Origin of the sequence: Streptomyces iconiensis (assembly GCF_028657195.3) — a bacterium.
Taxonomy (GTDB): Bacteria; Actinomycetota; Actinomycetes; order Streptomycetales; family Streptomycetaceae; genus Streptomyces; species Streptomyces iconiensis.
In genome coordinates this window covers 1-25,195 of record NZ_JANCPR020000080.1, presented here as the reverse complement: position 1 = coordinate 25,195, position 25,195 = coordinate 1, and the positions used below count along the sequence as shown (strand labels likewise).

Here is a 25,195-nt window from a genome sequence, read left to right as displayed (position 1 = left end):
TTGTTGGGGTGCGGGCGCTTCAGGGTGGGCCCGGATACGGGCGGGGGAGTCCAGAGGGGGCGGAGCCCCTTTTGGCGGGGGGATTGCCGGGGGGCGGAGCCCCCCGACGCCTGGCCGGCGAGGCCAACGGGGCAAGGGGCGAAGCCCCATTAGGAACGAGAGGCCGGGGACTGGCCGGTCAGGAAACGGCGGGGGCCGGCCCCTAAGGTGTGGGCGCTCCCAAGGTGCGGGCGCCCCTGGGGCGAGGGGGTTGACCGCGACTTACCCGGGAGTAACACTGCCGGGATGGCGATCAAGGGCTGGGCGGAAAGGGCGGGAAGGGCAGACAGAGGGCGCGGCGGCCTCGTGGCGTTCGGGGCGCTGGCGGTGGCGGACCTGTGGGGTACGGCGAAGGCGCCGGGGGGCAGGGGCCGGCGTCGGGCGGCGAAGCCGTTGCTGATGCCGGCGCTGGCCGCGCACGCGGTGCGGGGGAGGGGCGCGGCGCAGGCGCCGCCCAAGGCGCTGCTGGCGGGCCTGGCGTGCGCCACAGCGGGCGACACGGCGCTGCTGTGGGACAGGAACGAGAAGGCGTTCCTGACAGGCATGGCCGCCTTCCTGGGCACGCAGGTGAGTTACACGGGCGGCATGGTGACCCAGCTCGGGGCCGTGCCGGGACTGCGTGCGAAGCCGAAGCGCGCGGTCGCCGTCCTCGCGGGCTGGGCGGCGGTCAACGCCGTACTGGCGCCGACGCTGGAGCCCCGGCTGCGCCTGCCGGTGGCGGGATACAGCCTCGCGCTGGCCGCGATGGGCGCCGCCGCCCTCGGCGTCGGCGGCAAGGTGGCGGTGGGCGCGGCGTCGTTCCTGCTGTCGGACCTGCTGATCGGGCTCCAGGCCGCCGGCCACGAGTTCCCCTCGCAGGAGGTCCTGGTGATGGCTGGCTACCTCGCGGGCCAGTACCTCATCACGACGGGCTGGCTGGAGCGCATACCGTCGTAGCGTGCACGAAACGACCGACTCCACCCCGACGCCGCCCGTCCCGCCCATGCCGCGACTGTTCGACTGGGACTTCGCGGCCGACCCGTATCCCGCGTACGCCTGGCTGCGCGCGCACGAGCCTGTGCGGAAGACGGAGTTGCCGAGCGGGGTGGAGGCATGGCTGGTCACGCGGTACGGGGACGCGCGGCAGGCGCTCGCCGACCAGCGGCTGAGCAAGAACCCGCACCACCACAGCGAGCGGGGTGCGCACGGCAAGGGCAAGGTCGGCATTCCGGGCGAGCGCGGCGCGAACCTGATGACGCATCTGCTGAACATCGACCCCCCGGACCACACGCGCCTGCGCCGTCTTGTGTCCAAGGCGTTCACCCCGCGGCGTGTGGAAGCCTTCGCGCCGCGAGTGCGGGAACTGGCGGACGCGCTCGTGGACGGGTTCGCCGAGAGGGGCGAGGCTGACCTCATTCACGAGTTCGCCTTCCCGCTTCCCATCTACGCCATCTGCGACATGCTCGGCGTACCGCGGGAGGACCAGGAGGACTTCCGCTCGTGGGCGGGCATGATGATCCACCAGCCGGGCAGCCCGCGCGGCGGCGTGGGCCGCGCCGTCAAGCGGATGCGCCGCTACCTCGCCGAGCTGATCCACAGGAAACGTGCCGAACTCGCGGACGGCGACGAGGGCGACGACCTGATCTCGGGCCTCATCCGCGCCTCGGACCACGGTGAGCACCTGACCGAGAACGAAGCCACGGCCATGTGTTTCGTGCTGCTTTTCGCTGGTTTTGAGACCACCGTGAATTTGATTGGGAATGGCGTATATGCCCTGCTTCGTCACCCCGAGCAGCGTGCCTTCCTTCAGGGCGCTGTGATGGACGGTGACGAGGCGTCGCTGGGCGTCGCCGTCGAGGAACTGCTGCGGTACGACGGTCCCGTCGAGCTGGCGACATGGCGCTTCGCGACCGAGCCGCTGACGCTCGGCGGGCAGCGGATCGCGGAGGGGGAGCCCGTACTGGTCGTGCTCGCAGCCGCCGACCGGGACCCGGAGAAGTTCGCGGCGCCGGACACGCTGGACCTCGCCAGGCGTGACAACCAACACCTCGGATACGGGCACGGCATCCACTACTGCCTGGGTGCCCCGCTGGCCAGGCTCGAAGGCAGGACGGCTCTCGCCACCCTGTTGCGGCGCCTCCCTGACCTGCGGTTGGCGGCGGATCCTGATGATTTGCGGTGGCGCGGTGGCCTCATCATGCGCGGACTACGCACACTCCCGGTGGAGTTCAGCCCGATACGGAAGTGACAGGGCGTCATATGCGTGACCGGGACGTGATGTCGGCGACATTGGCTTGTGATGCTCCTGATTCGCCGCTACGTTCGGTCGCCAACTCCGCTTGTCCCTACGAGAGGTCCACCGCATGCGCTCCGGGAACGGTCGGCACCGCCGCCCCCGTCAGGCCCCCGCCCTCTTCGTCGCCGCGGGGGTGACCGGCGCGGGAATCGCCATTCCGCTGCTCGGCGCCACAGGCGCACAGGCCGCTGACGCGGGGACCTGGGACCGCGTCGCACAGTGCGAGAGCGGTGGCGAGTGGAGCGCGAACGCGGCCAACGGCCGCTACGGCGGGCTCCAGTTGACGCTTCAGCTGTGGGAGGAGCACGGCGGCACCAAGTACGCCGAGCGCCCCGACCTGGCAAGCCGCAGCCAGCAGATAGCCGTCGCGGACGAGGTCCTCTTCGAGGAGGGCGCCCAGGTCTTCGAGGACTGCGCCGAGACGGCCGGTCTCACCGACACCCAGGGGCAGCCGCCCAATGTCGACCCCGGGGACGAGTCCGGTGACGGCTCCCGCGACGAGGCCGGAGGCGGTGGCTATCCCGCGCCCTCCGACCCGTCGGAGCCCAGCGAACCGCCGTCCTCAGGCCCGAGCGACCCGCCCTCGTCCTCCGAGCCCAGCGACCCGCCCTCGTCCGAGCCGAGTGCCCCGCCGTCCGCCGGGCCCTCCGACCGGCCGTCGGAGCCTTCAGGGAAGCCGTCGGAGCAGCCGTCAGGGAAGCCGTCGGAGAAGCCCTCCGACCCGCCGTCGTCCGAGCTGCCGACCGACCCCTCCGACGCGCCCGTCGACCCGGCCCAGCCCGCCCAGCCGGGCGGCGACCGCGGCTGGGGCGACGGAGAGGAAGCGGATTCGGGCAACGGCAAGCACCGTGGCGACCCCGGCGACCGCGAGCACCCCTCGCGGGGCGGCGACCGCGACCACGGCGGCAAGCACCGCGTGCAGGCCGGCGACTCGCTCTCGCAGATCGCCGACCAAGAGCACGTTCCCGGTGGCTGGACCGCCCTGTACGAGCGCAACCGTGACGTCGTCGGCGACGACCCCGACCTGATCCTCCCGGGCCAGAATCTGCGCTACTAGGACGTTCGTCGGCGTCGGCCGCGCTTTCGGCTTCCTAGTAGGGCGTTGTTTTCGGCTGCGCCGTGTGCCGTGCTACTAGGACGTCGATTCCGGCTGGGCCACCAGCTGTCTACCAGGGGCGCCGGTTCCGTGCGTGCGTGCCGGTAGTCGGTCACGTGGGGGGGCGCCAGTAGGTGTGGCCCCGGGTCCCGTGCGTCCCGGGCGCTCTGTGACGTGGCTCTCGTACGGGCCGCGGGTGCGTCGTGGCCGTGCCGCAGGCAGAGCGCGGCGCGGGGTGCGGTGGCCGGTCCGGCGTGGGGTTGGAGGGGAGTTCGGGGAGGCGCGCCAGCGCCGGGGCCAACGTGGGCGTGGTGGCCGGTTAGGCTCAGGGGCGAGAAAGCCGTCACATACGAAGGAGATCCTCGTGCCGTCCATCGACGTCGTCGTAGCCCGCGAGATCCTCGACTCGCGAGGCAACCCCACGGTCGAGGTCGAGGTCGGCCTCGACGACGGCAGCACGGGTCGTGCTGCCGTACCGTCCGGCGCCTCGACCGGCGCCTTCGAAGCGCTGGAGCTGCGCGACGGTGACGCCGCGCGCTACGGCGGCAAGGGCGTGGAGAAGGCCGTCCTCGCCGTCATCGAGCAGATCGGCCCTGAGCTGGTCGGCTACGACGCCACCGAGCAGCGCCTGATCGATCAGGCGATGTTCGACCTGGACGCGACGGCCGACAAGTCGTCGCTCGGCGCCAACGCCATCCTCGGTGTCTCGCTGGCCGTGGCGCACGCCGCCTCCGAGGCGTCCGACCTGCCGCTCTTCCGCTACCTCGGCGGCCCCAACGCGCACCAGCTGCCGGTGCCGATGATGAACATCCTGAACGGCGGCTCCCACGCGGACTCGAACGTGGATGTCCAGGAGTTCATGATCGCGCCGATCGGCGCCGAGTCGTTCTCCGAGGCCCTCCGCTGGGGCGCCGAGGTCTACCACGCGCTCAAGGGCGTACTGAAGGAGCGCGGCCTGGCCACGGGCCTGGGCGACGAGGGCGGCTTCGCGCCGAACCTCGGCTCCAACCGCGAGGCACTCGACCTGATCATCGAGGCCATCCAGAAGGCGGGCTACCAGGCCGGCCAGGACATCGCGCTGGCGCTCGACGTGGCGGCCTCCGAGTTCTACAAGGAGGGCGTCTACTCCTTCGAGGGCCAGAAGCGCTCGGCAGCCGAGATGACCGACTACTACGAGCAGCTCGTCGCCGACTACCCGCTGGTCTCCCTTGAGGACCCGCTGTTCGAGGACGACTGGTCGGGCTGGACCGTGCTCACCGAGAAGCTCGGCGACAAGGTGCAGATCGTCGGCGACGACCTGTTCGTCACCAACCCCGAGCGCCTCTCGCGCGGCATCGAGGAGGGCGCGGCCAACGCGCTGCTCGTCAAGGTCAACCAGATCGGCTCGCTGACCGAGACCCTCGACGCGGTCGAGCTGGCCCAGCGCAACGGCTTCAAGTGCATGATGTCCCACCGCTCCGGCGAGACCGAGGACGTCACCATCGCCGACCTGGCGGTCGCCGTGAACTGCGGGCAGATCAAGTCCGGAGCGCCGGCCCGCTCCGAGCGCGTCGCCAAGTACAACCAGCTCCTGCGTATCGAGGAGATCCTCGACGACGCTGCCGTGTACGCGGGCCGCTCGGCGTTCCCGCGCTACAAGCGCTGACCCGCACCACCTTGTCGGCGGTGCCGCACCTCCGTGCCCGGGAGCGGACGGGAGTGAACGGAAGCACCGGGACTCCGGGAGCGTCCGGGAGTGCGGCGCCGCCGCCGGCATCAGCACCGGTATCGGCATCAGCACCGGTATCAGCGTCGGCATCGGCATCGCAGGCTCACCCGGCAGGGGAGAGGAATGGGAGCGGACCGGTTCTCCACCGCGACACGGCTGCGCGCCCTCGGCACACAGGCTGCCGAGCGCGTCTACCGCGCGCAGAGCAGGCGCGTACGGGCCCCGCGTAAGAGCAAGCTCACGGGGCGGGCCGCGCTGCTCGCGCTCGTACTGTGTTCCCTCGTGGTCGCGCTCGCGTACCCGACGCGGCAGTACGTCAGCCAGCGTTCCGAGATCGCCGACCAGCGCCGCCAGGCCGAGCGCGCACGCGAACAGGTGCACAAGCTCCAGGAGCAGCGCGCCCGTTGGCAGGACCCCGCGTACGCGGAGCGCCAGGCGCGTGAGCACCTGCACTTCGTGAGGCCCGACGAGACCGGCTTCACCCTGCGCGACGGCACCGCCGACACGCGCCGTCCCCTCGACCGGCGTCCCGCCAACCGCGCCTGGTACGAGAACCTGTGGGACGGTCTCGACACCGCCGACCAGGCGCGGACACGGACCCGTTGAGCCCCTCAGTGGTCCGCCGGTCCGCAGATGCTGCCCGCGGACCCGCTGAGCCGTTCCCCGCGCGGTCCCCGCAGGCCCGCACCGTTGACCCACCACGCGACCAGAGACGACGAGCACCCCTGCATGGACACCCCACCGCCCCAGACCGAGCCGACCCCGCCGACGGACACGGACATCCGCGCCTTCCAGCAGCAGTTGGGGCGGCCCCCGCGCGGGCTGCGCGCCATCGCGCACCGCTGCCCGTGCGGGCAGCCGGACGTGGTGGAGACGGCGCCGCGCCTGGAGGACGGCACGCCGTTCCCCACCACGTACTACCTGACGTGCCCGCGCGCCGCCTCCGCGATCGGCACGCTGGAGGCGAACGGCGTGATGCGGGAGATGACAGCGCGGCTCCAGGAGGACGAGGAACTGGCCGCCGCCTACCGCGCGGCGCACGAGGACTACATCGCGCGCCGTGACGCCATCGAGGTGCTCGCCGGGTTCCCCAGCGCCGGCGGCATGCCGGACCGCGTCAAGTGCCTGCACGTCCTGGTCGCGCACTCCCTCGTCGCCGGCCCCGGCGTCAATCCGCTCGGCGACGAGGCGCTGGCGATGCTGCCGGAGTGGTGGCGCAAGGGGCCGTGCGTGGATGTGGCAGCGGTGACGTACGCGCCGGAGGCACCCGAAGCGGAGGAGAACCCGTGACCCTGACCCGCGTCGCCGCGATCGACTGCGGCACCAACTCCATCCGCCTGCTGATCGCCGACCTGGACCCGGACACCGGCGCTTTCCACGAGTTGGACCGCCGGATGGAGATCGTCCGCCTCGGCCAGGGCGTCGACCGTACGGGACGGCTGGCGCCCGAGGCGCTCGACCGTACGTTCGCCGCGTGCCGCGCCTACGCGTCGGCGCTGCGCGACCTCGGCGTACCGTCCGAGCGGGTCCGCTTCGTCGCCACCTCCGCCTCGCGCGACGCGTCCAACCGCGACGAGTTCGTGCGCGGCGTCCACGACATCCTCGGCGTCGAGCCCGAGGTGATCACCGGCGACCAGGAAGCGGACTTCTCCTTCACCGGCGCGACGAAGGAACTGGCGCCCGACACCTTCGCCAAGCCGTATCTCGTGGTCGACATCGGCGGTGGCTCCACCGAGTTCGTCGTCGGCGCCGACGGGGTCGAGGCGGGCCGCAGCGTCGACATCGGCTGCGTACGCCTCACCGAGCGTCACCTCACGCACGACGGTGTGATCACCGAGTCCCCGACGCAGTCCGAGCAGGCAGCGATCCGCGCGGATGTCGAGGCGGCCCTCGACGAGGTCGAGCGGACGGTTCCGCTCCACAAGGCCCGCACCCTCGTCGGCCTCGCCGGCACCGTCACCACCCTCGGTGGCCTCGCCCTCGACCTCGACGCGTACGACCCCGCGCGCATCCACCACACCCGCATCCCCCTCGCCCAAGTCCGCGACCTCACCCACCACCTCCTCACCTCCACCCACGCCGAACGCGCCGCCCTCCCCGTCATGCACCCGGGCCGCGTCGACGTCATCACCGCGGGCGCGCTGGTCCTCCAGTGCGTCATGGAACGCGTGGGCGCCCAGGAGGTCGTGGTCAGCGAGCACGACATCCTGGACGGGATCGCGTTCAGCTGCGCCCCGACTGAGAAGTAATTCTGGCGGCCCCCGCCCTCGCCCCCGCCCGTGACCGCCGACCCGTGCCGCCGCTCAGGCGCCGGGCCGCTCGGCACCGGCTGTGGGGGCGGCGGCGGGCGCTGGGGCGTCCAGCGCGCGGCTGTCCGTCAGCTCCCTGATGTGGACCACGCCGTCCAGCAGGCCGGAGAGCGAGGCCGCCGCGAGGTGGTGGTCAGCGTCGCGCGCCGCGTCGTAGACGGGGCCGATCATGCGGGTGCGTACGGGAGCGTCGAGCCAGGCACGTACGGCCGGGGCGGCGCCGTCCCCCGCGCGCAGGTCGAGCGTGAACGCCTCGGGGCCCGCCGCGTCGAGCACCGACTCGGCGAAGTCGGCCGGCGGCGCCGGGAACTCGTACAGCGCGGTGCCGTGGTGGAACATGAAGCCGATCGCGGCGTAACCGGAGCCCAGCCGTTCGCGCAGGTACCCGCCCGCGTTGTGGTGCGTCGCGTCGCCGGGAGAGCCGGGCGAGACCGTGCGCGGGGTGCCGACGGCCATGTGCGCGATACCGCCCCAGTAGACGATCCGGTCGCCGCTGTGCTCGTACCACCAGGCGGTCGACTCGGCGAGGTACCGCTCGACGTGGTCCAGGCTCGTGAACTCCGGTGCGGGGCCGCGCTGTTCGGCGAACCTGACCTGGTCGTCCGGGTGCCGCTCGTTGTACGCGCGCATCCACTCGACGACGTCCAGCGTCTCTCCGGTCCGCCACCACGAGCGGGCCCCCGCCAGCATCGCGCGCGGATCACCGGTGCCGTCGCGGACGTAAGCGGCGAGGCCGAGCCGCACCGGCTCGTCACCCTCCAGCGCGAGCGTACGGAACCCGTACTCCTCGACCAGGAGCCGCAGCACGCGCAGGGAGACGGCGGACAGCTCGCGGGACTGCCTGTGCGAGTGGGCAAGCGCGACGATCCCGGCGTCCCGCACACTCTCGGCGAGCGGCCGTAGATCGTCCAGCGGCGCGGCCGGGTCGAACGTGGTGAGAGCGTGAGCGTGCTCCCTGACCCAGCGGACAGCCTCGGGGTGCGGGTGTGCGTGCGGATGTGCGTGCGAGTGCGCGTGTGTGGGCGTGCTCATGGCGGACCCCTTCGAGGTGTGTGTGGTGGCGCGGCGTGTCTCACCTTCAGGGTTGAACTTGAAGTTGCGTTCAAGTCAAGCGACTCGGGCCGCCCCCGGGCCGCCCCCGGGTCGCCCCCGGGTCGCCCCCGGGCCGTCCCCGGGTCGCCCCCGGGCCGTCCCCGGGTCGCCCCCGGGCCGTCCCCGGATCGCCCCCGGGCCGTCCCCGGGCCGCCCCCGGGTCGTCGCGGATCGCGGATCGCGGATCGCGGACTGAGCGAGCGTGCGGGCCGTCGCCCGGCCCGGGGAGCGGTGCCCCGCCGGTGGCGGTGCCTCTCTTCAGCCGGACGGGCCGGCGGGTGCCAGGCGTCGTCGGGGGCGAGGACTTCGGGTCATACCGTGACGGACTGGATGGCGGCCTCGATCCGGGCGACCAGCGCGTCAACGTCGACCATGCGGGGGCGGATGGGCACCGTTCACGCACCACCTGTGTGAGGCCCTCACCAGGTGGTGCCAAGTACAGGGAAGTTGGTGCCAAGTGCAAAACATATGGGAGTCAACCCGTGCGTACATGTCCCCGTCGGCATGATGGGGGCATGACCTGGGAGATGGGGCTCGACTACGTGAACGCGTTGGCGTGGCCGTTGGTGACCCTGGCGCTGTGCATGGTCTTCCGCGCCCAACTACGCGCCGCGCTCACGAGGTTGACCTCGCTGAACACACCTCTCGGAGGGGCTTCTTTCGACACCTCGGCGGAACAGGCCCTGTCTGTCGCCAACGCACCCTCCCAAGGCCCGGACTTTGCCAGCCTGCACCGTTTGGTGGCCGCGTCCCCGCCTACGGCGGTCAGCGAGGCTTTCCAACAGGGCTACCTCTCGTTGCAGCGAGCACGAGGAGAACATGCCAGCGACGCGGAGAGGTTGGGGGAGATCGAGGCGCTGGTGACCCTGCTGGATCAGGAACGCTTGCGGCTCCTCGCCGGCGCGGAGAGGCTGACGCACCGGAACGCCGCCGACTATGTGCAGGTCGTGGAGCGGGCTCATGCTGCGGCGGTGCGTTCCGCGAACTCCCCGCTGCCAGGCTTCTCCGCCGGACGAGGTGCCGCCGAGCAAACGCAACTGGACGCCTGATCCCCTTGCCAGGGAATCGCATCGAGGGGATCCAGCCGGGGCCAGTAACGACGCATGGGTGAGTACGCCGGGAGGCAGGGTGCCTCGACGAGAGCGGTGCCTGGCGGGCTGCCGGCCGGCGGACGCGCCGTGCGGGGTCAGCCGAGGTACGGGGTGGGGCGCCGTTCGGCGAAGTGCTGGAGCCGTAGTCGTTGTGTGTGGTGCATGGGGAGTGAGGCGATCTCATCCGCTGGGACGAACCGGACCTCGGTGCTCTCCTCCGAAGCCGTCAGGCTGCCGCCCAGGAGTCGGGCGGTGAAGCACACGTTGAACTGGCGCCGTACCTCGCCGTCGCTGTAGGCGATGATGTGGCGCGGGTCGGTGTACGTGCCGACGAGGCCGGTGATCTCCACCTCCAGGCCCGTCTCTTCCCTGACCTCCCGTACCGCGGCACCCGGCAGTGAGTCGGCCGGCTCCATGGCCCCGCCGGGTAGTGCCCACAGGCCGCTGTCGGCGCGGCGCTGGAGGACGACGCGTCCCTGAGCGTCGGTGACGACTGCGGATGCGGCCACGACGAGGCTGTTCGGTTCCGGGGCTTCCGGGTCGTCGTAGAACTCGGTGCGGGTCATGATCTACACCTCCGGCAACGGTGTCGCGGTGGCCCATACGGCGTCGAAGCTGGTCGCGTAGGTGTCAAAGAGGCCGCCGTCTCCGCCGCGCCGAAGCTGCCACAGTGGCGACGCATAGGCGTTGACGCCCCACACGTGGGCATTCACCACCACCTGATCGTCGCTCCTGTAGAGCGAGTTGTAGAGCGTCGTGCTGTGCGTGCGGACTCCGATGCCGGTGACGCCGACCAGCGGACGGAAGTGCATGGCAGCAAGTCTGCATCGGCTCTCGATGCCGTGCCCGAACGCCTCTTCGCGGCCCCGCTGTCGCACATTCGGGCTGTCCGCCTCGCCGAGCGCGACGCGGACGGTGCATCCGGCAGCGGCACGTTCGCGGAGCGGGTCGTTGAGCCTCGGATACGCCTCGTGGAGGAACACGGCGGCGTACACGAGCACGTCGATCCGCTCACGTGCCTGCGCGAAGAGGTCCGTCAGCGTGGACACGGGAAGGTCGGCTCGCTGGTCGTAGAACGCGACCAGTTCGGGGCTGACAGCCCTCGCGGCTCTGGGCTGCCGCAGCTGCGGCCACAACGCGTACACGTCTTCCCCCAGCGCCTTGGCGGCCTGTACCGCGGTCGCGCGCCGGGGGGTACGGCCCAGGTTGACCCACCGTTCAACGGACTTCGGATCGACACCCACGGTCATGGCGAGACCGGTATGAGTCCACCCGCCCGCCGCCATAACGGCTCGTAGCCTCTCGTTCGCCACCACCGCCACCTCTTCCTTCATCCGCCGGAGCCTCAGGGACGTTCTATCCCCTGCGGGACGTCCCTCAATGGGAATTGGGCGTAGTTCCCGCGTCCTGAGGCCCGGAGGACGATCAACTGGTAAGGAAGACGGGCGGAGGACGCGATCATGACGGCTGAGCAGGCAATGGGCCAAGGCGGAGAACAGGAGACTCCGGCGAGCGCGCACGCAAGCGCGTACCGGGAGCGGGCCCTGGATGCCGACGGCGCATTCGACACGCTGTCGGAGGGGTTGGAGTTGCACGGGATCCGGTTGCCGTCGTTGGGGATGGACCTCGCCACCCTCGCGGACACGCAGGAGCCCGCGCGGTCTGTGCTCATTCAACTGGGCGCTGTGCCGCCGGAGACGGCCCGGCGTCTTGGTAAGGCGCTGCTGTTGGCGCACAGCTGTGTCGTGGGGCGGGAGTGGGGTGCGCCGTGAGGAAATAGCGTGTCCGCCGTGTAAGTGCGGCATCCCGGAGTGTCCGGACCGGGTGCGGATACGGGCAGGGAGTGTGGCGTCGGCGTGTGTGCCGCAGCCGGGGTAGTGGCTGGGGCATGGGAGAGGCGTAGTCAGGGTGCGGCGCATTCGGCGGCCTTAGCCGTGGCGCTGGCTGCGTCCCACTGGCTCACATGGGATCCGTGGGGGCGAGTGCCAGACGTGAGCCGTCCTTGAGGGGACCGCGTGGAGCACGGTCGGCAGGACCGCCTGATCGTCCGGGGCGCGGCGCACCAGGGCTGTTCCCGTGTGGGGCGCACACCTCTTCGGCGTCGGCGGAACTGGCCCTTGGCGGGGCTACGCTGGGACGGGGGTGAGGTGCATGTCTCTCGCTGACAACGTTCGTAACCACCGGCGCCGCGCGGGGTTCACCCAGGAAGAACTCGCCCACGAGGCAGGCGTTTCCCTCGGCGTCGTCAAGAAGGTGGAAGGCGACTACGGGAACGCTCGCGTCGAGAGCTTGCACGCCATGGCGAGGGCGATGGGTACGACGACCTCCGCGCTCTTCGCGTCCGAGGTGCCCGCGCCCGTCCGGGACGACGGCAACGCGGGTCGCCTGGTGGAACTTCGCCGGGCGCTCATGCCGCCGGTCGGACTCACGGAGCACCCGACGGATGTGGATCGCGACGCCGATGTCGACGTGGTCAGGCGCGATGTCGACGATGCCCATGCGCTGTATCACGCGGACCGGTATGACTCGGTCGCGACCCGGCTTCCTGCCGTTCTCAAAGCGGCGGAGTCAACGGTCACTCTTGCCGACGATGACGCGGCGCGTCAGCGCGCGCTGGCCGTACGGGCCCACGCGTTCCTCCTGGCAGGGAAGTATCTGACCCAGGTGCGCCAGTACGACGCCGCCTACTACGCGCTTTCCCGGGCCATCGAAGGAGCACGGGCCACGGGCCAGACGCTCGCCGCGGCAGCGGGAGTTGTCGGGATGGCGTGGCTCCTCCTGCGGCAGGACCGCTTCGAGGAATGCGAAGCGATGGCTGCGCAGAGCGCTGAGCGGGTCGAGCCGCGCTTTTCTGCCGCGACGCCGGGGCAAGTGGCGGTCTGGGGGGAGCTGTGCCTGCGCGTCGCTGCTGCCGCGTCGCGCAACAACCGGCCCGATGTCGCAGATGAAGCGCGGCGCATGGCGGTCATCAGCGCGGGCGCGCTTGACTCCGAACACGTCAACTTTCGGGAGCACTGGTCTTCGTTCGGCCCCGTGACCGTCGAGACGAAGGTGATCGAAGCGCTGGCTCTCCTCGGCGACGCGCGCGGGGTACTGCGCAGGGCCGACGACGGTCCTGTCAGCGGGAACGCGCTGCGCCGCTGCGGAAAGCCGAGTCAGAACAACTGGGACCGTCACAGGCTCGATATCGCCCGTGCTCATGTCACTCTCGGGTCGCATCAGGACGCGATGGACGTATTGGCGGAGGTGCTTCATACGTCCCCGCAGTGGCTGCGTCATCAGTCGATGGCGCGCCACATCATGACGGACCTCCTCGCCACCCGTAAGCGGACCCTCACAAAACAAATGCGGGAGATGGCGGCTCACTTGGAGGTCCAGGGCTGACCGCCACGCCGCGTGGCGGTTCCTCTCGACGCTGGGTCGGACGGCCACGCGATATGCCTGGAGTCCGCTTCGGGGCCTGCATAACGTCGTCGGTGTCCAACTCACCCGACATGTGAGGGCTCTTATGGCCGCGACTCCGAAGGACCACGTACGCCGCCTCGCCGATGCCGACGGCGCATTCGACACGCTGTCGGAGGGGTTGGAGTTGCACGGGATCCGGTTGCCGTCGTTGGGGATGGACCTCGCCACCCTCGCGGACACGCAGGAGCCCGCGCGGCCCGTGCTCATCCAACTGGGCGCTGTGTCGCCGGAGACGGCCCGGCGTCTTGGTAAGGCGCTGCTGTTGGCGCACAGCTGTGTCGTGGGGCGGGAGTGGGGTGCGCCGTGAGGGAGGGGAGTCGGATGACGTTGCGCGTGGGGCGCGCGCGGATTGTGGGGGGAGAGGTCGACGTGCGGTGGCTGGGCGGGCCGTGTGCGGTCACCGTGCCGGGGGGTGTGGCGCGTGAGGTGCGGCCGGTGGAGTACCCGCCGTGCGCGTGCGGCACCGCGAGGTGTCCGGACCGGGTGGAGGGCGGGGAGAGGGACGAGGGGTGAACGGGTCGGTCGGAGGGGGCGCGGGTGAGGCGGGAGAAGGTCCTCATACGGTCAAGCACGCTCTTGTATGCCGCCTGTGACGTAAAGCCATCGCGCCCGCCAGGATCAGCTTTGGCGCCGCAGCGTCCCGTGCTCCCGTCCGGGGGCCGGGCGCCTCACAGGTTGCGGTAGACGTCGCGACGGTTGCCGACCTTGACGACGAGGATGACGAGTTCGCCGTCCTTGACCTGGTAGGCGACCCGGTAATTGCCGACCCGGAGCCGGTAGAGCCCCGGTACGCCAGTGAGTTTCCTGACGTCGACGCCCTCGCAGTACGGGTCGTCGCCGAGTGCGGTCAGCGCGGTCAGGATGCGCATGGCGTCGAGCTGACTGATGTCCCTCAGCTGTCGCTGTGCCGCTGTGGTGAACCGGAATGTGTACTTCACGCCGTGTCTTCACCGCGTTCGGTGAACAGATCCGTCAGCAACTCGGCCATCGTCACCGTGGGGCCGTCCTCGGCCAGGGCCGCTTCGGCTTCTCGGGCCAACATCAAGTCGGCCGCCTCTTCCAGAGCTTCGAAGTCCGCGATCGGCACCACGGCCGCCACGGGAGCGCCGTTGCGGGTGATCACCGTCGGGGTGCCTTCCTCGGCCAGGTTGATCCGCTCGGCGAGGTGGGCGCGGGCTTCCCGTACGGTCACGGTGTCCTCAGTCATGGAGTTAGTGTACGCGCAATTGTGTACACGCAAGGGGGGCGAATCCTGTCCGCGAGACATGCCGGACGGAATCCCCTGGAGTGTCACCGTCGTCCCGGTCGTCGCCGGCGGCACTCCACAGGTCCCGTCGCCGCGGAGCTGAGCCGGGCGGAATCGCCAGCCGGGGCTGTCGGGTCCGGGTCCAGGCTGTTACGCGGCGGGGGTCGCGAGGGCCGGTGTCCGGTGACCGGCGGCGGATGCTCGCCGGGCGAGGCCGAGTGTGCGGGTGAGCGTCATCGCGACGGCCATCAGCAGCAGCGCGTCGGTGAGAGCGTCGGGGCTCACCTGGTTGTCGGCCATCCAGCGGCCGAGCTGCGGGCCGAACCAGTGCTCGGAACCGTAGGAGAAGGCGGACCGCGCGCCGATCACCACGATCCACAGCGCCGCGTAGGCGAAGCCGGCACGGCTGACGGGTGCGCCGGTCCTGGGGCTGCGGTAGACCGTGGTGAAGGCCATCGCCAGCAGGCCGACGAGCAGCCCAGCGACGGCTGCGGCGCATTCGAGCGCCAGACCTGAGCCGTGGGTGGCGGGGTTCTTGAGGAAGAGCGGAACGATCGCGGCGGCCATCAGCAACGGCCGCAGAATGCGCAGCTTGCCGATCTTGCGGTGGGGACCGAGGTCGGCCTCCAGGACGGCGAGCAGGACCACACCGTTGATGATCATGGCTTGGGCGATGGTGGACATGGGAGCGCGGGCCCTTCCGGCAGACGATCGCACCGGGGTTCCGGCCGACCCGCTCAGGTTCGGGCCCGTACGCGGTCCGGCGCGTCGCAGTGCGGGGTGACATCCGGGCGGACACCGGAGCCGCCCGGTACCAGCGGCGCCCGCGCCGATGTCACCCCGCGGGTCACCGCCAGGGGTGACGCCGTGGCACGCGGGCCCTCCTAGCGTCGGGAGGAGTCAACAGGCGTCCGCTCCGAAGCGCGCCGACGGGAGTCCTCAGGTGAACGTCCTGCAAGTACTGGCCGCCATCGGCATCGTGCTCTTCGTCCTCGTGCGTCAGCTACGGGGCGAACCGCTGCGCGGCAAGCGGCTGATCGTGCTGCCCGCGATCCTCGCCGTCATCGGCTTCGCCACGCTCGCCAGGGGCGGACACCACCTCACGGCGGCCGATCTCGCGTGCCTCGTCATCGGCGCGGTGATCGCGGCCGGGATCGGCGCCGCCCAGGGAGCACAGCTGGGTCTGGAGCCGCGCGACGGTGCGCTGTGGTCGCGTATGCCGGTACGGGGACTGTGGCTGTGGCTCGCGCTGGTGGCCTCGCGGGTCGTGATGACGGTCGTCGCCGTGGCGCTCGACGCCCATGTGGCCGCCTCGTCGGCGCCGATCCTGCTGCTGCTGGGCGTCAACCGGCTCGGTCAGGCCGCCGTCGTCACACCCCGCGCGCTCTCCTCCGGCGTGCCGTTCGCCCCGGAGAAGGACGGCCGCCCCTTCGACGTACGGGGCGCGCTGGCGGGACGGCGGAGCGTGGGGGCGGCGACGGGGCGCAGGGACGGTGGAGCGTGGGGGCGGCGGGACGGCGGGACCATGTGACCGGTCGGAACGCGTGGTGAGGGGCCGGGAGCTGTGGGGAGCGGCGGAGGCCGTGGCGACGGGGTGGCGCGGGGCGGGAAGCGGTGCGGGCGGGAAGGGGTGCGTGATGACTGGGCTCGCGGGGAGCGGAGCAGATGCCTCCGCCGCGGGGACCTCCGCCGCGGGGTCCTCCGCCGCGGGGTCCTCCGCCGCGGGGTCCTCCGCCGCGGGGTCCTCCGCCGCGGGGTCCTCCGCCGCGGGGTCCTCCGCCGCGGGGCTCTCCGCCGATGGTGCGGGACAGGGCGGCGAAGCCGGGCGGCGCGCGGGCCGATATTCTGCGCCTGTGCTGCGTACCGTGTCCTGGCTGATGAGGGCAGGTGCGTATGTCTTCGTGGGCCTGAAGACGTTCACGGGAGAGCCGACCGGTGACGAGCCGGCCGGGGGCGGCGTGGTCGTCGCCGGGTACGCGCTCGGTGGCCTGGCGCTGTTGCTGTGGGGTCTCGCCGACGTCTTCGGCGGCGAGGACGCGAGGCGCGCGCCGTGGGTTCAGGTGCTGCTCGGCTTCGCCGCCATGGTTGCCGGGTTCGCGAGTGCCTTTCCGCACGCCGGAGCGCTGGTCGCGGTCCCGCTGATCTTCCTCATGCACCTGGGCACCGAGTCGGCACTCGCGGTGGGCTGGGCGGTGGCGGGCTGCACAGCGGTGGCCATCGAGAGCGGAGTGCTGGTCGCCGGGGCGAGCCCGGGTCTCGCGCCCGGCTACCCCTTGCTGGTGGTGATGGTGCTGGTGGTGAGCCACAACCGGCGCTCCTACCGGGTACGGGCCGAGCAGTCGGCCGCCATGCTCGCCCAGGTCGAACTGCTGCGCGCTGAGCAGCGCCGGGTGGCCGTGCTGGACGAACGTACCCGGATCGCCCGCGAGATCCACGATGTCCTCGCCCACTCCCTCGGCGCGCTGAGCGTCCAGATCCAGCTCGCGCGCGCCCTGTTGACGGACGGCCAGGACGTCGACCGGACCGCCGATGTGCTCGCCGGGGCGCAGCGGCTGACGTCCGAAGGGCTCAACGAGACCCGCCGCGCGGTGCACGCCCTGCGCTCCGACACCGCACCGCTCGACGAGGAACTGGCCACGATGGCGGACACGCACCGGCAGCGGCACGGGGTTCCGGTACGGGTCAGCGTCGAGGGCACGCCCTCGCCGCTGACCGCCGACCAGACACTGCCCCTGGTCCGAACCGCGCAGGAAGCCCTGACCAACGCGGCCAAGCACGCCCCCGACCAGCCGGTGGATGTCGGCCTGACCTACGAGGACGCTCACGTGACACTCACCGTCGACACCCCGCTCGGCGCACCAGCGGCTCAACGGGCCGGTGACGGGGCGCGGTTGGCCACCGTCGACGGCGGCTACGGGCTCACCGGGATGCGCGAGCGGCTTCTGCTGCTGGACGGGACGCTCGACGTGGGGGAGCGGGACGGCCGCTGGCACGTCCGCGCCGAGGTGCCGCGATGAGCGCCCCGGCAGCCCGGCCGCTGCGGGTGGTCGTCGCCGACGACCAGGCCAGCGTCCGGGAGGGACTGGTCCTCATGCTCGACCTGCTGCCGGACATCGACGTCGTCGGCTCCGCCGCCAACGGACAGCAGACGCTCGAACAGGTGGCCGCGCACCGTCCGGACGCGGTCCTGCTCGACTTGCACATGCCGGTCCTCGACGGCACCGAGACCACCCGCCGCCTCACCGCCGAACACCCAGAGGCCGCCGTCGTCGTCCTGACCACCTACGCCGACGACACCTCGGTCCTGGACACGCTCCGCGCCGGTGCCCGCGCCTACCTCACCAAGGACGCCGACCGCCTGCACATCGCCCGTACGCTGCACAGCGCGGCGGCGGGCCTCTCCGTCCTGGACCCCAAGGTCCAGGCCACCCTGCTCGCCGCGGCGAGCGGTGCGCAGGCGCAGTCCCCGCAGCCCTCGCAGCCCTCGCAGCCTTCGCAGTCCCCGCAGCCCTCGCAGTCCCCGCAGTCCACTGCCGCCGATGCCGCCGGCTCCGCCGGCCGGCCGCTCCCCGACGGGCTCACCCGCCGTGAGGCGGAGATCCTCACGCTGATGGCGCGGGGCATGACCAACACCGAGATCGCCGCCGCGCTCTTCCTGAGCGGCAACACCGTGAAGACCCACATCAACCGGGTCTTCACCAAGACGTGTTCCCGCGACCGCGTCGCCGCCGCCCGCTACGCCCGCGACCACGGCCTGGACTGAACGGATACGCTCCCGGCCGCGGTGGCCCGTGCCCGTCATGTCCCGACAGACCCGTGCCCGTCATGTACCGACAGAGAGGGTTCTCTCCCGTGCGTCCCACAGCCGAAGAGCCGGCGTTCACCGGGATGGTGGCCGTCCCCGGTGGCACCGTCGACCTGCGGGACGACCGGCGCGGCACGCGCTGGCGTGCCGAGATCGCCCCGTTCCTGCTGGGCCGGTACCCGGTCACGGTGCACCTGCACCGTGAGCTGACGGGCGTGCGGGCGGGAGAGGGGGGAGAGGTGGGAGCGGAGGTGAGCGGTGCGTCGCCGGTGACGAACGTGAGCTGGTTCGACGCGGTCGGCCTGTGCAACCGTGCCTCGGAGGTGGCCGGGCTGGAGCCCGTGTACGGGCACGACCCGGACAGCGGCGAGGTCGTGTGGAACGCGGCAGCTGACGGCTACCGGCTGCCGACCGAGGCGGAGTGGCAGTACGCGTGCAAGGCGGGCACCGGCGGATACCGCTACGGGGAGCTTGACGCCGTCGCGTGGTACGCCGACAACTCCGGCGGCCGGGCCCACGATGTCGGCGGCAAGGACCCCAGCCCCTGGGGCCTGCACGACATGCTGGGCAACGTGTGGGAGTGGTGCTGGGATCTGTACGACCCGGAGGTCTACGGCGACTACCGGCTGTTCAGGGGCGGCGGCTGGGCCGAGTCGGCGCGGGGCTGCGGCGCGACGGTGCGGCGCCGCAGCCATCCGACGTTCGCCATCGACGACCTCGGGCTGCGGTTCGCGCGCGGTGTCCCGTCGCCCGAGGGGGCCTGGGGCCGGGTGGCGTCAACGGACCACGCGTAGGCGGATGTTCGTCTCCTGGGAGGCGCTGGTCAGGCCGAGGCGTTCCAGGCGGGTCGTGGCGCCGCCCGGGTGGGTGAACAGGCGTACGCCGTCGCCGAGGAGTACGGGAGCGACGCAGACGAGGATCTCGTCCAGTTCGCCCGCCGCCAGGCACTGCTGCGCGACGTCGGCGCCCAGCACGTTGACGTAGCTGCCGCCCGCAGCCTCCTTCGATGCCGCGACACCGCTCGCCAGGTCGGTGACGAAGGTGATCCCGGGGACGGGTGTGGCGGGCACGTGGTGGGTGAGCACGAACTGGGGGCCGCTCCAGCCTCCGCCGAAGGGTTCACCCTCGTTCTCCGTGCCCTTGAGCGGGTCGTCGCCACGGAAGGTGCGGTTGCCGATGAGCAGCGCGCCGATCTCCTCGGTGGCGGCCTCCATCGTGGGGTTGGGCCCGAGGTAGTCGGTCAGCCAGGACATGTCGCCGCCGGGTCCTGCGATGAAGCCGTCCAGCGACATCGTGGCCGAGTACAGGAGTTTGGCCATGTGCTGCCTCCGTGGTGTCGCGCGGTGTGCCCGCCGGGTGCCCGCACGGCGGGTGCCGTCCGTGTGGCGCGCTGTGCTGTGTGGGGAGACCTGCGGCACCGCGGAAACTCATCGCCGCGGGGATGCCGACCTCAGCCGTGCGGGGCGTCGGCCTGTGGAGCGTCCAGTGTGCTCGGCGTGCTCAGCCCAGTGCCGCGCGTTTCAGGGCGCGGGCGCGGCGGGCCACGCGGCGTACGGCCTTGTTGCGGGGGACGAAGCCGAGCTGGCGCGGTACGGAGCCCGGCAGGCCCAGGGACGTGAGGCGGCGGCGCTTGAAGTAGCGGAGCGTGGCGGCCTCTTGGTGCGCTGACAGATAGCGCTCGACCTCGGTACGCAGCTCCGGATAGATGCGCGGCTGCATACAGAACCCGACCGCGCGCACCAGCCCGGTCAGCTCCCGGCCCGTGCGGGGTTGCGGGGGTGTGCCCGTCGGGTTCTCCTCCGGGTTCTCCTCCAGCGCCGGCAGGGCGGCGTCGACCAGGGTCACGGGGACACGGTTGCTGTTCTCGTAGGGCGTGACCCGTTCCAGCAGGAGTTCCGTTCCCGTACGGGCCACAGGGAGGCCGTAGAAGGAGGAGGCGGTCAGCAGCGCGGTGGAGAAGCAGCCGACGACGAGGGCAGGGCGCATCCGCTCATAGAGGACCTCGGCCAGCACGGGCTGGCTCAACACGGTGAGCTCGACGCCGAGTTCGCCCGCCTCCTTGTCCAGGGCACGCGAGTAGCGGGCCGGGGCGACCGGGTGCGGCTTGAAGACCACCTCGCGGTGGCCCCGCGCCGCGGCGCCGCGCAGCATACGGATGTGCAGCCGCTCCTCCTCCTCGGCGGTGAGGATGTCCAGCGCCGAGAGGTACTGGCCGAGCAGCAGCGCCCCACCCCTCGGCGCCTGGGCCACAGCGGTGGGTACGTCGGCCGCCAGTTCGGCCAGTACGTCCGTGAAGGCCGCGGTGGGCACCACCTCGGGCGGTACGCCGAACTCGGAGAGCAGCAGCGGTTTCAGGCCAGGGACGAGGTCCAGGTGGAGCAGGCGGCGGACCCGGGAGCCCACCAGCGGGTCGAGCTTGTTGCGGGTCGGGCCGTAGCTCATCAGGCCGTCGGCGTAGACGTCGATGGGCGCGTCGGGGAACAGCCGTGCGATCGCGAGCGCCGGGTCGACCTGGAGGGATTCCACGGCCAGTTCGACCTCGTCGCCAGGGCCCTCGCCCAGGCCCCACAGCATGCGCAGGAAGCGTTCCCACAGCGGTACGTCGTCGGTACGCGGCGACCAGCCGCCGGGGTGGAACGGGCGGATCGCGTCGTTCCACGACACCACCCGGTCGAACCGGCCGCGCAGCCGTCCGAAGCCGGGCATCGCGTCCAGCGGGGCGGCGGTCTCCGGGGTTGCGGCGTTGTTGCTGACCAGCAGCAGGCGCTGGTCGGCCGCTTCGAAGCGGCCCGCGTCGAGCGCCGCGGCCAGCGTGGCGGCCCCGTACAGCGTCGAGGCGAAGAAGATCTGCGTACGCATCAGGCGACCACCGTTCCGTGTGCCGCCTCGTGCGCCTCGTCCTGGCCCACGGTCGTGCGGGTGCCCTGCCCCGGGCGCCTGCGCAGCCTGCGCAGACGGGAGGCGCGTTCGCTGTCCATCGAGTCCAGTGCTTCCGAGAGCACGTCGGGCGGCATCCGCTTGAGTGCCGCCGTGCTCATCGCCCGTAGCCTGCGCGCCACTTGTGGCTCGAACCTTCCGCTCGTCAGATGGTGGGAGATGATCGCGCAGTACGTCCGTACCGCCTTCGGCAGCAGCGTCTCCGCGTCGGGATCGCGCGCCGTCTCCTCGATGACCTGGTCGAAGGCGTTGATGAAGTGCAGCTGGCGTACGTCACCGATCTGGGTGAGGGAGGAGGCGACGCCGCGCCGGTAGAAGACGCCGAGCAGACCGACGGCTGCGAAGGACCGCGCCTCGCGGTGCAGTCGCCAGATCCACGGCCTGTCCTCGGCAGTGCGCAGCCCGTCGGTGAAGTGCAGCAGTCCCCTGTCGAGCAGCCTGCGGTGGTAGATCCCCGCCCAGGCGTAGGCGTAGTCGACGGAGGTGGTGCGGCCCGCCGGCAGGATCGCGTCGCGCGGATCGGTCACCACCCCGCGCCTGCCGTGCGGCACCCGCGCGAGCGTGCGGGAGCGGCCCGAACACTGCACATGGTCGGTGCGCACGAAGTCGCAGCCCAACCGCTCGACGCAGTCGACCAGCTCCTCGTAGTAGCCGGGCGCGAGCCAGTCGTCGCCGTCGAGAAAGGTGATGTATTCGCCGTTCGCCCTGTCCAGTCCCGTGTTGCGCGCGGTGGCGAGACCACCGTTACGCGCATGCCGTACGCGGACGACATCGGCGACACCACCGAGATCACGCTCGGCCCGGTCCAGAATCTCCGGCGTCTCATCGGTGGACGTGTCGTCGACCAGAATGAATTCGAAATCCGAGCGCGAGTTCGCGCGCAGACTCCGGAGGGTTTCCGGGGCATAGGACTGCACATTGAAAAACGGCACGATGACGGAGAGCTTGACCACCCGAGGGACCTTAGATGCCCCGCCGTGCCCCGTCTCGACCTGCGGCGGACCCTGCGGTGAACGGCGCATGGCGGAATGGTGAACGCGGCTGCCGCGCGGCCGGGTTGGCCATTCGTCGGTGTGCTGTTAACCGGCTGTTGCATTTGCGTTGGGCCGTGTTCCCGAATCCCTTTCTAACGTCGGCGACGTGCCCCCAACACCTTCTGCTTCCCCGGCTTCCCCAGCTTTCCCGGGTGCCGGACCAGGCGCTGCACCGGCGCGTGTCGCCGTACTCGCCGATTCCGACACCCGCTGGAAATGGGGCGCGCTCACCGCGCGCCGCCTCGCACCCGAGGCACGCATGGACGGCCTCCTCCTGCGCGGCCGTGCCACCCCCACGCCCCGGCAGCTCGCCGAGGTCGGCGTCACCGTGGACACGCTGCGCGAGGTCACCACGGCGGAGTTCGTCCGTACGGTGACGGCGCCCCGCACCTACGACGTGGTGGTGCTCGCCTGCGTCGGCGGCGCGGTGCAGGCCATGCTGCACGGGCTCGCGCGGGCCGCGGAGGATGCGCGCGGCGCCGACGAACGGAGCGGGGCCGCCGGTCAGGTGCGGGGGCTGCGGCCCGTCGTGGTCACCGGGTACGTCGGTGTCGTCTACGAGAAGCTGACGGACGGGCTGCTGCTGCGGCACGGGGCCGATGTCGTCCTCGCCAACTCGCCCTACGACGCCGAGCGTTTCCGCGCCGTGTACGAGGGGGTCGGCGCGGACAGCGGGGGAGTGGTCGAGTGCGCCCTGCCGTTCCTCGGTGCCGGTGCCGGTGCCGGTGCCGGTGCCGGTGCCGGTGCTGGCGGGGGTGCCGATGCGGGCGCCGGTGCGGGTGCCCTCGTGGCCGGTGGGGCGGACCTGGTGCCCGGCGGGGGTGCGGGTGGCGGGGGCTTGGAAGAGGGGCCCTTCACCGTTGTCTTTGCCGTACAGCCGTCCGTGCCTTCCGGTCGTGAGGACCGCGCCTACCTGCTGCGCCGCGCCCTCGAACACGCCCGCAGGCACCCGGAGCGCGAGGTGCTCATCAAGCTGCGCAGCAAGCCGGGTGAGCACACCACGCACATCGAGGAAGAGCCGTACCAGAAGCTCGTACGCAAGCTCCCCGGCGAACCGGGACGCGGCGGCCTGCCGCCCAACTGCCGCCTCGTGTACGGGAACATGGGCGAGATCCTCGACCGTGCCCGCCGTACGGGCGGGATGCTGGTCACGGTCAGTTCGACGGCGGCGCTCGAATCCCTGCACCGCTCCGTGCCCACCGCCGTACTCACCGACCTCGGTGTGCGCGAGGCGCTCGGCAACCACTACTTCACCGGCTCCGGCTGCCTCGCCTCCTGGGACCAGCTCGACGAGGGGCTGCTCCCCGAGGCCGACGAGAAGTGGGCGCTGGCGCAAGGGGTGCGCGGCTCGGCCGGGTTCGGCGCGGCACGTGAACGTGTCGCCGAGCTGACGGCCCGCGCAGCCCGCACCGGGCTGCCGCCGCTCGCGCCGTACTACACCGCGCGCACCTCCCCCGGCTACCAGCCCGCCATCCTGCGCCGCTACGGCCTCGACCCCTCCGGAGCGCCCCTGGACACGGCGGCGGGGGAGGGCCACGAACCCGGCGTCGTACGCCGCGCGGTCCGCGAGGCGGCCCGCGGCGCCTACCGGCACGGGGTACAGCGCGTGGCCCCCCTCATCCGGAAGGCGGGCGAGCTGTGAGGGCGGGCCGGGTGCACGGAGAGGGCCGGGGCCCGCGTGAGGCCAGGACCGAGAGCCAGGGCCGGGGCCCGCGTGAGGCCAGGACCGAGGGCCAGGGGCATGCGCAGCGCCTTGGCCCGGTGTTCGGCCAGGGCCATGACTCAGGTGAGACCCGGGCCGAGGGCCGGGGCCATGACGCGCGTGAGGCCGTGACCGAGGGCCAAAGCCCGCGTGACGACCAGACCGAGGGCCACGTTCTGGCCCGGAACCAGCCCCAGTCAGGAGTCAGCATGTCCCCAACTCCCCGAGTACTCGCGGTGATTCCAGCCCGGGGCGGCTCGAAGGGCGTGTCCGCCAAGAACCTCGCATCGGTGGCGGGAGTGCCCCTGGTCGCCCGTGCGGTGCGTGAGTGCCTCGCCGCGCGGAACGTCACCGACGTCGTCGTCTCCACCGACGACCCCGGTATCGCCGAGGCAGCGCGTACGGCGGGGGCCGAGGTGGTCGAGCGGCCCGACGCGCTCGCCGGAGACCTCGCCTCCAGCGAGGCGGCCGTGCTGCACGCGATGGACACGTACGAGGAGCGGCACCGTATGCCTCTCCACACCGTGCTGCTCGTGCAGTGCACCAGCCCGTTCCTCGTACGGGGCGACGTGGAGAAGGTCGCCGCCGCCGTCATCGACGAGGGCGCGGACAGCGCGCTGGCGGTCGCACCGTTCCACGGGTTCGTGTGGCGCGAGGAGTTCCCTGCCGGGGAGGGCGGGGGCGGGGGCGGGAGCCAGGGGGGAAGTGAGAGCGCGTGCGGCGCGCGGGGCGTCAACCATGACCGCGCCGTGCGCCCCCGCCGCCAGGACCGGCCCGAGGACCTGCTGGAGACCGGAGCCGCCTACGCCATGGACGCCATGGGCTTCCGCGAGGCCGGGCACCGTTTCTTCGGGCACACCGCGCTGGTGCGTACCGACCCGGCGCGCGTCCTGGAGATCGATGACCCGCACGACCTGGAACGCGCCCGCGCGCTCGCCCCGCTCCTGGACGCCGACCGCCAGAGCGCGGGAACGCTCCCCTCGCGGGAGGACATCGACGCGGTCGTACTCGACTTCGACGGCACCCAGACGGACGACCGGGTGTACGTCGACACGGACGGCAGGGAGACCGTCGCCGTCCACCGCGGGGACGGGCTCGGTATCGCCGCGCTGCGGCGTGCCGGCCTCGAACTGCTGATTTTGTCCACGGAACAGAACCCCGTCGTCGCGGCACGTGCCGCCAAGCTGCGGCTGCCCGTACTGCACGGCATCGACCGCAAGGACCTCGCGCTCAAACAGTGGTGCGAGGAGAAGGGCATCGCGCCCGAGCGGGTGCTGTACGCCGGCAACGACGTGAACGACCTGCCGTGCTTCGCGCTCGCGGGCTGGCCGGTGGCCGTCGCCGACGCACACGAGGTGGTGCGCGGCGCGGCGCGGGCCGTGACCAGCCGGGGGGG

The 25,195-nt window shown here is 71.7% G+C and carries 26 protein-coding genes; 17 read left to right on the top strand and 9 right to left on the bottom strand.

Going from position 1 to position 25,195, the window contains the following annotated elements; genetic code table 11:
- Nucleotides 1-285 precede the first annotated feature (285 nt).
- The 7 genes from NMN56_RS41300 to NMN56_RS41270 all read left to right on the top strand — a co-directional run bounded on the left by NMN56_RS41300 (nt 286) and on the right by NMN56_RS41270 (nt 7,367).
- Nucleotides 286-975, top strand: coding sequence for a lysoplasmalogenase (locus tag NMN56_RS41300; protein WP_274046777.1), 690 nt, complete (start codon nt 286-288; stop codon nt 973-975).
- Nucleotides 976-1,021: 46 nt separating this feature from the next.
- Complete coding sequence (locus NMN56_RS41295) at nt 1,022-2,266, top strand: cytochrome P450 family protein (RefSeq protein WP_274046855.1); 1,245 nt, start codon at nt 1,022-1,024, stop codon at nt 2,264-2,266.
- 115 nt (nt 2,267-2,381) lie between these two features.
- Nucleotides 2,382-3,371, top strand: a complete 990-nt coding sequence (locus NMN56_RS41290) for a transglycosylase family protein (protein ID WP_274046776.1) — start codon at nt 2,382-2,384, stop codon at nt 3,369-3,371.
- 403 nt (nt 3,372-3,774) lie between these two features.
- Nucleotides 3,775-5,055 (top strand): phosphopyruvate hydratase, encoded by a 1,281-nt coding sequence (gene eno, locus NMN56_RS41285; RefSeq protein ID WP_274046775.1) that lies wholly within the window; start codon nt 3,775-3,777, stop codon nt 5,053-5,055.
- Between the two features lie 186 nt (nt 5,056-5,241).
- The gene (locus NMN56_RS41280) at nt 5,242-5,724 is read left to right on the top strand and encodes an FtsB family cell division protein (RefSeq protein WP_274046773.1); all 483 of its coding nucleotides are present in this window, start codon (nt 5,242-5,244) and stop codon (nt 5,722-5,724) included.
- Nucleotides 5,725-5,847: 123 nt separating this feature from the next.
- A complete protein-coding gene (locus NMN56_RS41275) occupies nt 5,848-6,408 on the top strand; it encodes a DUF501 domain-containing protein (RefSeq protein ID WP_274046853.1) in 561 nt (186 codons plus the stop codon).
- A gap of 2 nt (nt 6,409-6,410) precedes the next feature.
- A complete protein-coding gene (locus NMN56_RS41270; protein WP_274046852.1) occupies nt 6,411-7,367 on the top strand; it encodes a Ppx/GppA phosphatase family protein in 957 nt (318 codons plus the stop codon).
- 54 nt (nt 7,368-7,421) lie between these two features.
- On the opposite strand, the gene NMN56_RS41265 is transcribed toward NMN56_RS41270, so the two are convergent.
- Nucleotides 7,422-8,459 (bottom strand): erythromycin esterase family protein, encoded by a 1,038-nt coding sequence (locus NMN56_RS41265; protein WP_274046772.1) that lies wholly within the window; start codon nt 8,457-8,459, stop codon nt 7,422-7,424.
- A gap of 575 nt (nt 8,460-9,034) precedes the next feature.
- Between NMN56_RS41265 and NMN56_RS41260 the strand changes: the two genes are divergently transcribed.
- Entirely contained in the window at nt 9,035-9,568 is a 534-nt protein-coding gene (locus NMN56_RS41260) for a hypothetical protein (RefSeq protein ID WP_274046770.1), read from the top strand.
- 137 nt (nt 9,569-9,705) lie between these two features.
- Here the strand turns inward: NMN56_RS41260 and NMN56_RS41255 are convergent, their stop codons facing one another.
- The gene (locus tag NMN56_RS41255) at nt 9,706-10,176 is read right to left on the bottom strand and encodes an NUDIX hydrolase (protein WP_274046769.1); all 471 of its coding nucleotides are present in this window, start codon (nt 10,174-10,176) and stop codon (nt 9,706-9,708) included.
- A gap of 3 nt (nt 10,177-10,179) precedes the next feature.
- Nucleotides 10,180-10,896 (bottom strand): XRE family transcriptional regulator, encoded by a 717-nt coding sequence (locus NMN56_RS41250; RefSeq protein WP_274046851.1) that lies wholly within the window; start codon nt 10,894-10,896, stop codon nt 10,180-10,182.
- A gap of 174 nt (nt 10,897-11,070) precedes the next feature.
- On the opposite strand from NMN56_RS41250, the gene NMN56_RS41245 reads away from it, so the two are divergent.
- The 3 genes from NMN56_RS41245 to NMN56_RS41235 all read left to right on the top strand — a co-directional run bounded on the left by NMN56_RS41245 (nt 11,071) and on the right by NMN56_RS41235 (nt 13,382).
- Complete coding sequence (locus NMN56_RS41245; RefSeq protein ID WP_274046767.1) at nt 11,071-11,382, top strand: hypothetical protein; 312 nt, start codon at nt 11,071-11,073, stop codon at nt 11,380-11,382.
- Between the two features lie 379 nt (nt 11,383-11,761).
- Nucleotides 11,762-12,994: a helix-turn-helix domain-containing protein gene (locus NMN56_RS41240; protein WP_274046765.1), complete on the top strand. Its 1,233-nt coding sequence runs from the start codon at nt 11,762-11,764 to the stop codon at nt 12,992-12,994.
- Between the two features lie 124 nt (nt 12,995-13,118).
- Nucleotides 13,119-13,382 (top strand): hypothetical protein, encoded by a 264-nt coding sequence (locus NMN56_RS41235; protein ID WP_274046763.1) that lies wholly within the window; start codon nt 13,119-13,121, stop codon nt 13,380-13,382.
- Nucleotides 13,383-13,743: 361 nt separating this feature from the next.
- On the opposite strand, the gene NMN56_RS41230 is transcribed toward NMN56_RS41235, so the two are convergent.
- The 3 genes from NMN56_RS41230 to NMN56_RS41220 all read right to left on the bottom strand — a co-directional run bounded on the left by NMN56_RS41230 (nt 13,744) and on the right by NMN56_RS41220 (nt 15,005).
- Nucleotides 13,744-14,013: a type II toxin-antitoxin system RelE family toxin gene (locus tag NMN56_RS41230; protein ID WP_274046761.1), complete on the bottom strand. Its 270-nt coding sequence runs from the start codon at nt 14,011-14,013 to the stop codon at nt 13,744-13,746.
- Nucleotides 14,010-14,282: a type II toxin-antitoxin system Phd/YefM family antitoxin gene (locus NMN56_RS41225; RefSeq protein ID WP_274046760.1), complete on the bottom strand. Its 273-nt coding sequence runs from the start codon at nt 14,280-14,282 to the stop codon at nt 14,010-14,012. Before NMN56_RS41225 ends, NMN56_RS41230 begins: the two co-directional genes overlap by 4 nt.
- 189 nt (nt 14,283-14,471) lie before the next feature.
- Entirely contained in the window at nt 14,472-15,005 is a 534-nt protein-coding gene (locus NMN56_RS41220; protein WP_274046759.1) for a hypothetical protein, read from the bottom strand.
- Nucleotides 15,006-15,264: 259 nt separating this feature from the next.
- Between NMN56_RS41220 and NMN56_RS41215 the strand changes: the two genes are divergently transcribed.
- The 4 genes from NMN56_RS41215 to NMN56_RS41200 all read left to right on the top strand — a co-directional run bounded on the left by NMN56_RS41215 (nt 15,265) and on the right by NMN56_RS41200 (nt 18,920).
- Complete coding sequence (locus NMN56_RS41215; RefSeq protein ID WP_274046758.1) at nt 15,265-15,852, top strand: DUF1453 domain-containing protein; 588 nt, start codon at nt 15,265-15,267, stop codon at nt 15,850-15,852.
- Between the two features lie 322 nt (nt 15,853-16,174).
- Complete coding sequence (locus NMN56_RS41210; RefSeq protein WP_274046756.1) at nt 16,175-17,338, top strand: sensor histidine kinase; 1,164 nt, start codon at nt 16,175-16,177, stop codon at nt 17,336-17,338.
- Nucleotides 17,335-18,084: a response regulator gene (locus NMN56_RS41205; protein WP_274046755.1), complete on the top strand. Its 750-nt coding sequence runs from the start codon at nt 17,335-17,337 to the stop codon at nt 18,082-18,084. The genes NMN56_RS41210 and NMN56_RS41205 overlap by 4 nt, the downstream gene beginning before the upstream one ends.
- Nucleotides 18,085-18,209: 125 nt before the next feature.
- The gene (locus tag NMN56_RS41200; protein ID WP_274046849.1) at nt 18,210-18,920 is read left to right on the top strand and encodes a formylglycine-generating enzyme family protein; all 711 of its coding nucleotides are present in this window, start codon (nt 18,210-18,212) and stop codon (nt 18,918-18,920) included.
- On the opposite strand, the gene NMN56_RS41195 is transcribed toward NMN56_RS41200, so the two are convergent.
- From NMN56_RS41195 to NMN56_RS41185, 3 genes are all read right to left on the bottom strand, one after another.
- Nucleotides 18,903-19,445 carry a dihydrofolate reductase family protein gene (locus tag NMN56_RS41195; protein WP_274046754.1) on the bottom strand — a complete coding sequence of 181 codons (543 nt, stop codon included), beginning with the start codon at nt 19,443-19,445 and terminating at the stop codon, nt 18,903-18,905. The genes NMN56_RS41200 and NMN56_RS41195 overlap by 18 nt on opposite strands.
- A 181-nt stretch (nt 19,446-19,626) precedes the next feature.
- Nucleotides 19,627-20,985 (bottom strand): polysialyltransferase family glycosyltransferase, encoded by a 1,359-nt coding sequence (locus NMN56_RS41190; protein ID WP_274046753.1) that lies wholly within the window; start codon nt 20,983-20,985, stop codon nt 19,627-19,629.
- Nucleotides 20,985-22,016: a glycosyltransferase family 2 protein gene (locus NMN56_RS41185; protein WP_274046848.1), complete on the bottom strand. Its 1,032-nt coding sequence runs from the start codon at nt 22,014-22,016 to the stop codon at nt 20,985-20,987. The genes NMN56_RS41190 and NMN56_RS41185 overlap by 1 nt, the downstream gene beginning before the upstream one ends.
- A 187-nt stretch (nt 22,017-22,203) precedes the next feature.
- Here NMN56_RS41185 and NMN56_RS41180 point away from each other — a divergent pair, with 187 nt between their 5' ends.
- Nucleotides 22,204-23,739: a DUF6716 putative glycosyltransferase gene (locus tag NMN56_RS41180; RefSeq protein ID WP_274046752.1), complete on the top strand. Its 1,536-nt coding sequence runs from the start codon at nt 22,204-22,206 to the stop codon at nt 23,737-23,739.
- Between the two features lie 269 nt (nt 23,740-24,008).
- On the top strand, nt 24,009-25,195 hold a 1,187-nt coding region (locus NMN56_RS41175), incomplete at its 3' end, for a cytidylyltransferase domain-containing protein (RefSeq protein WP_283742564.1).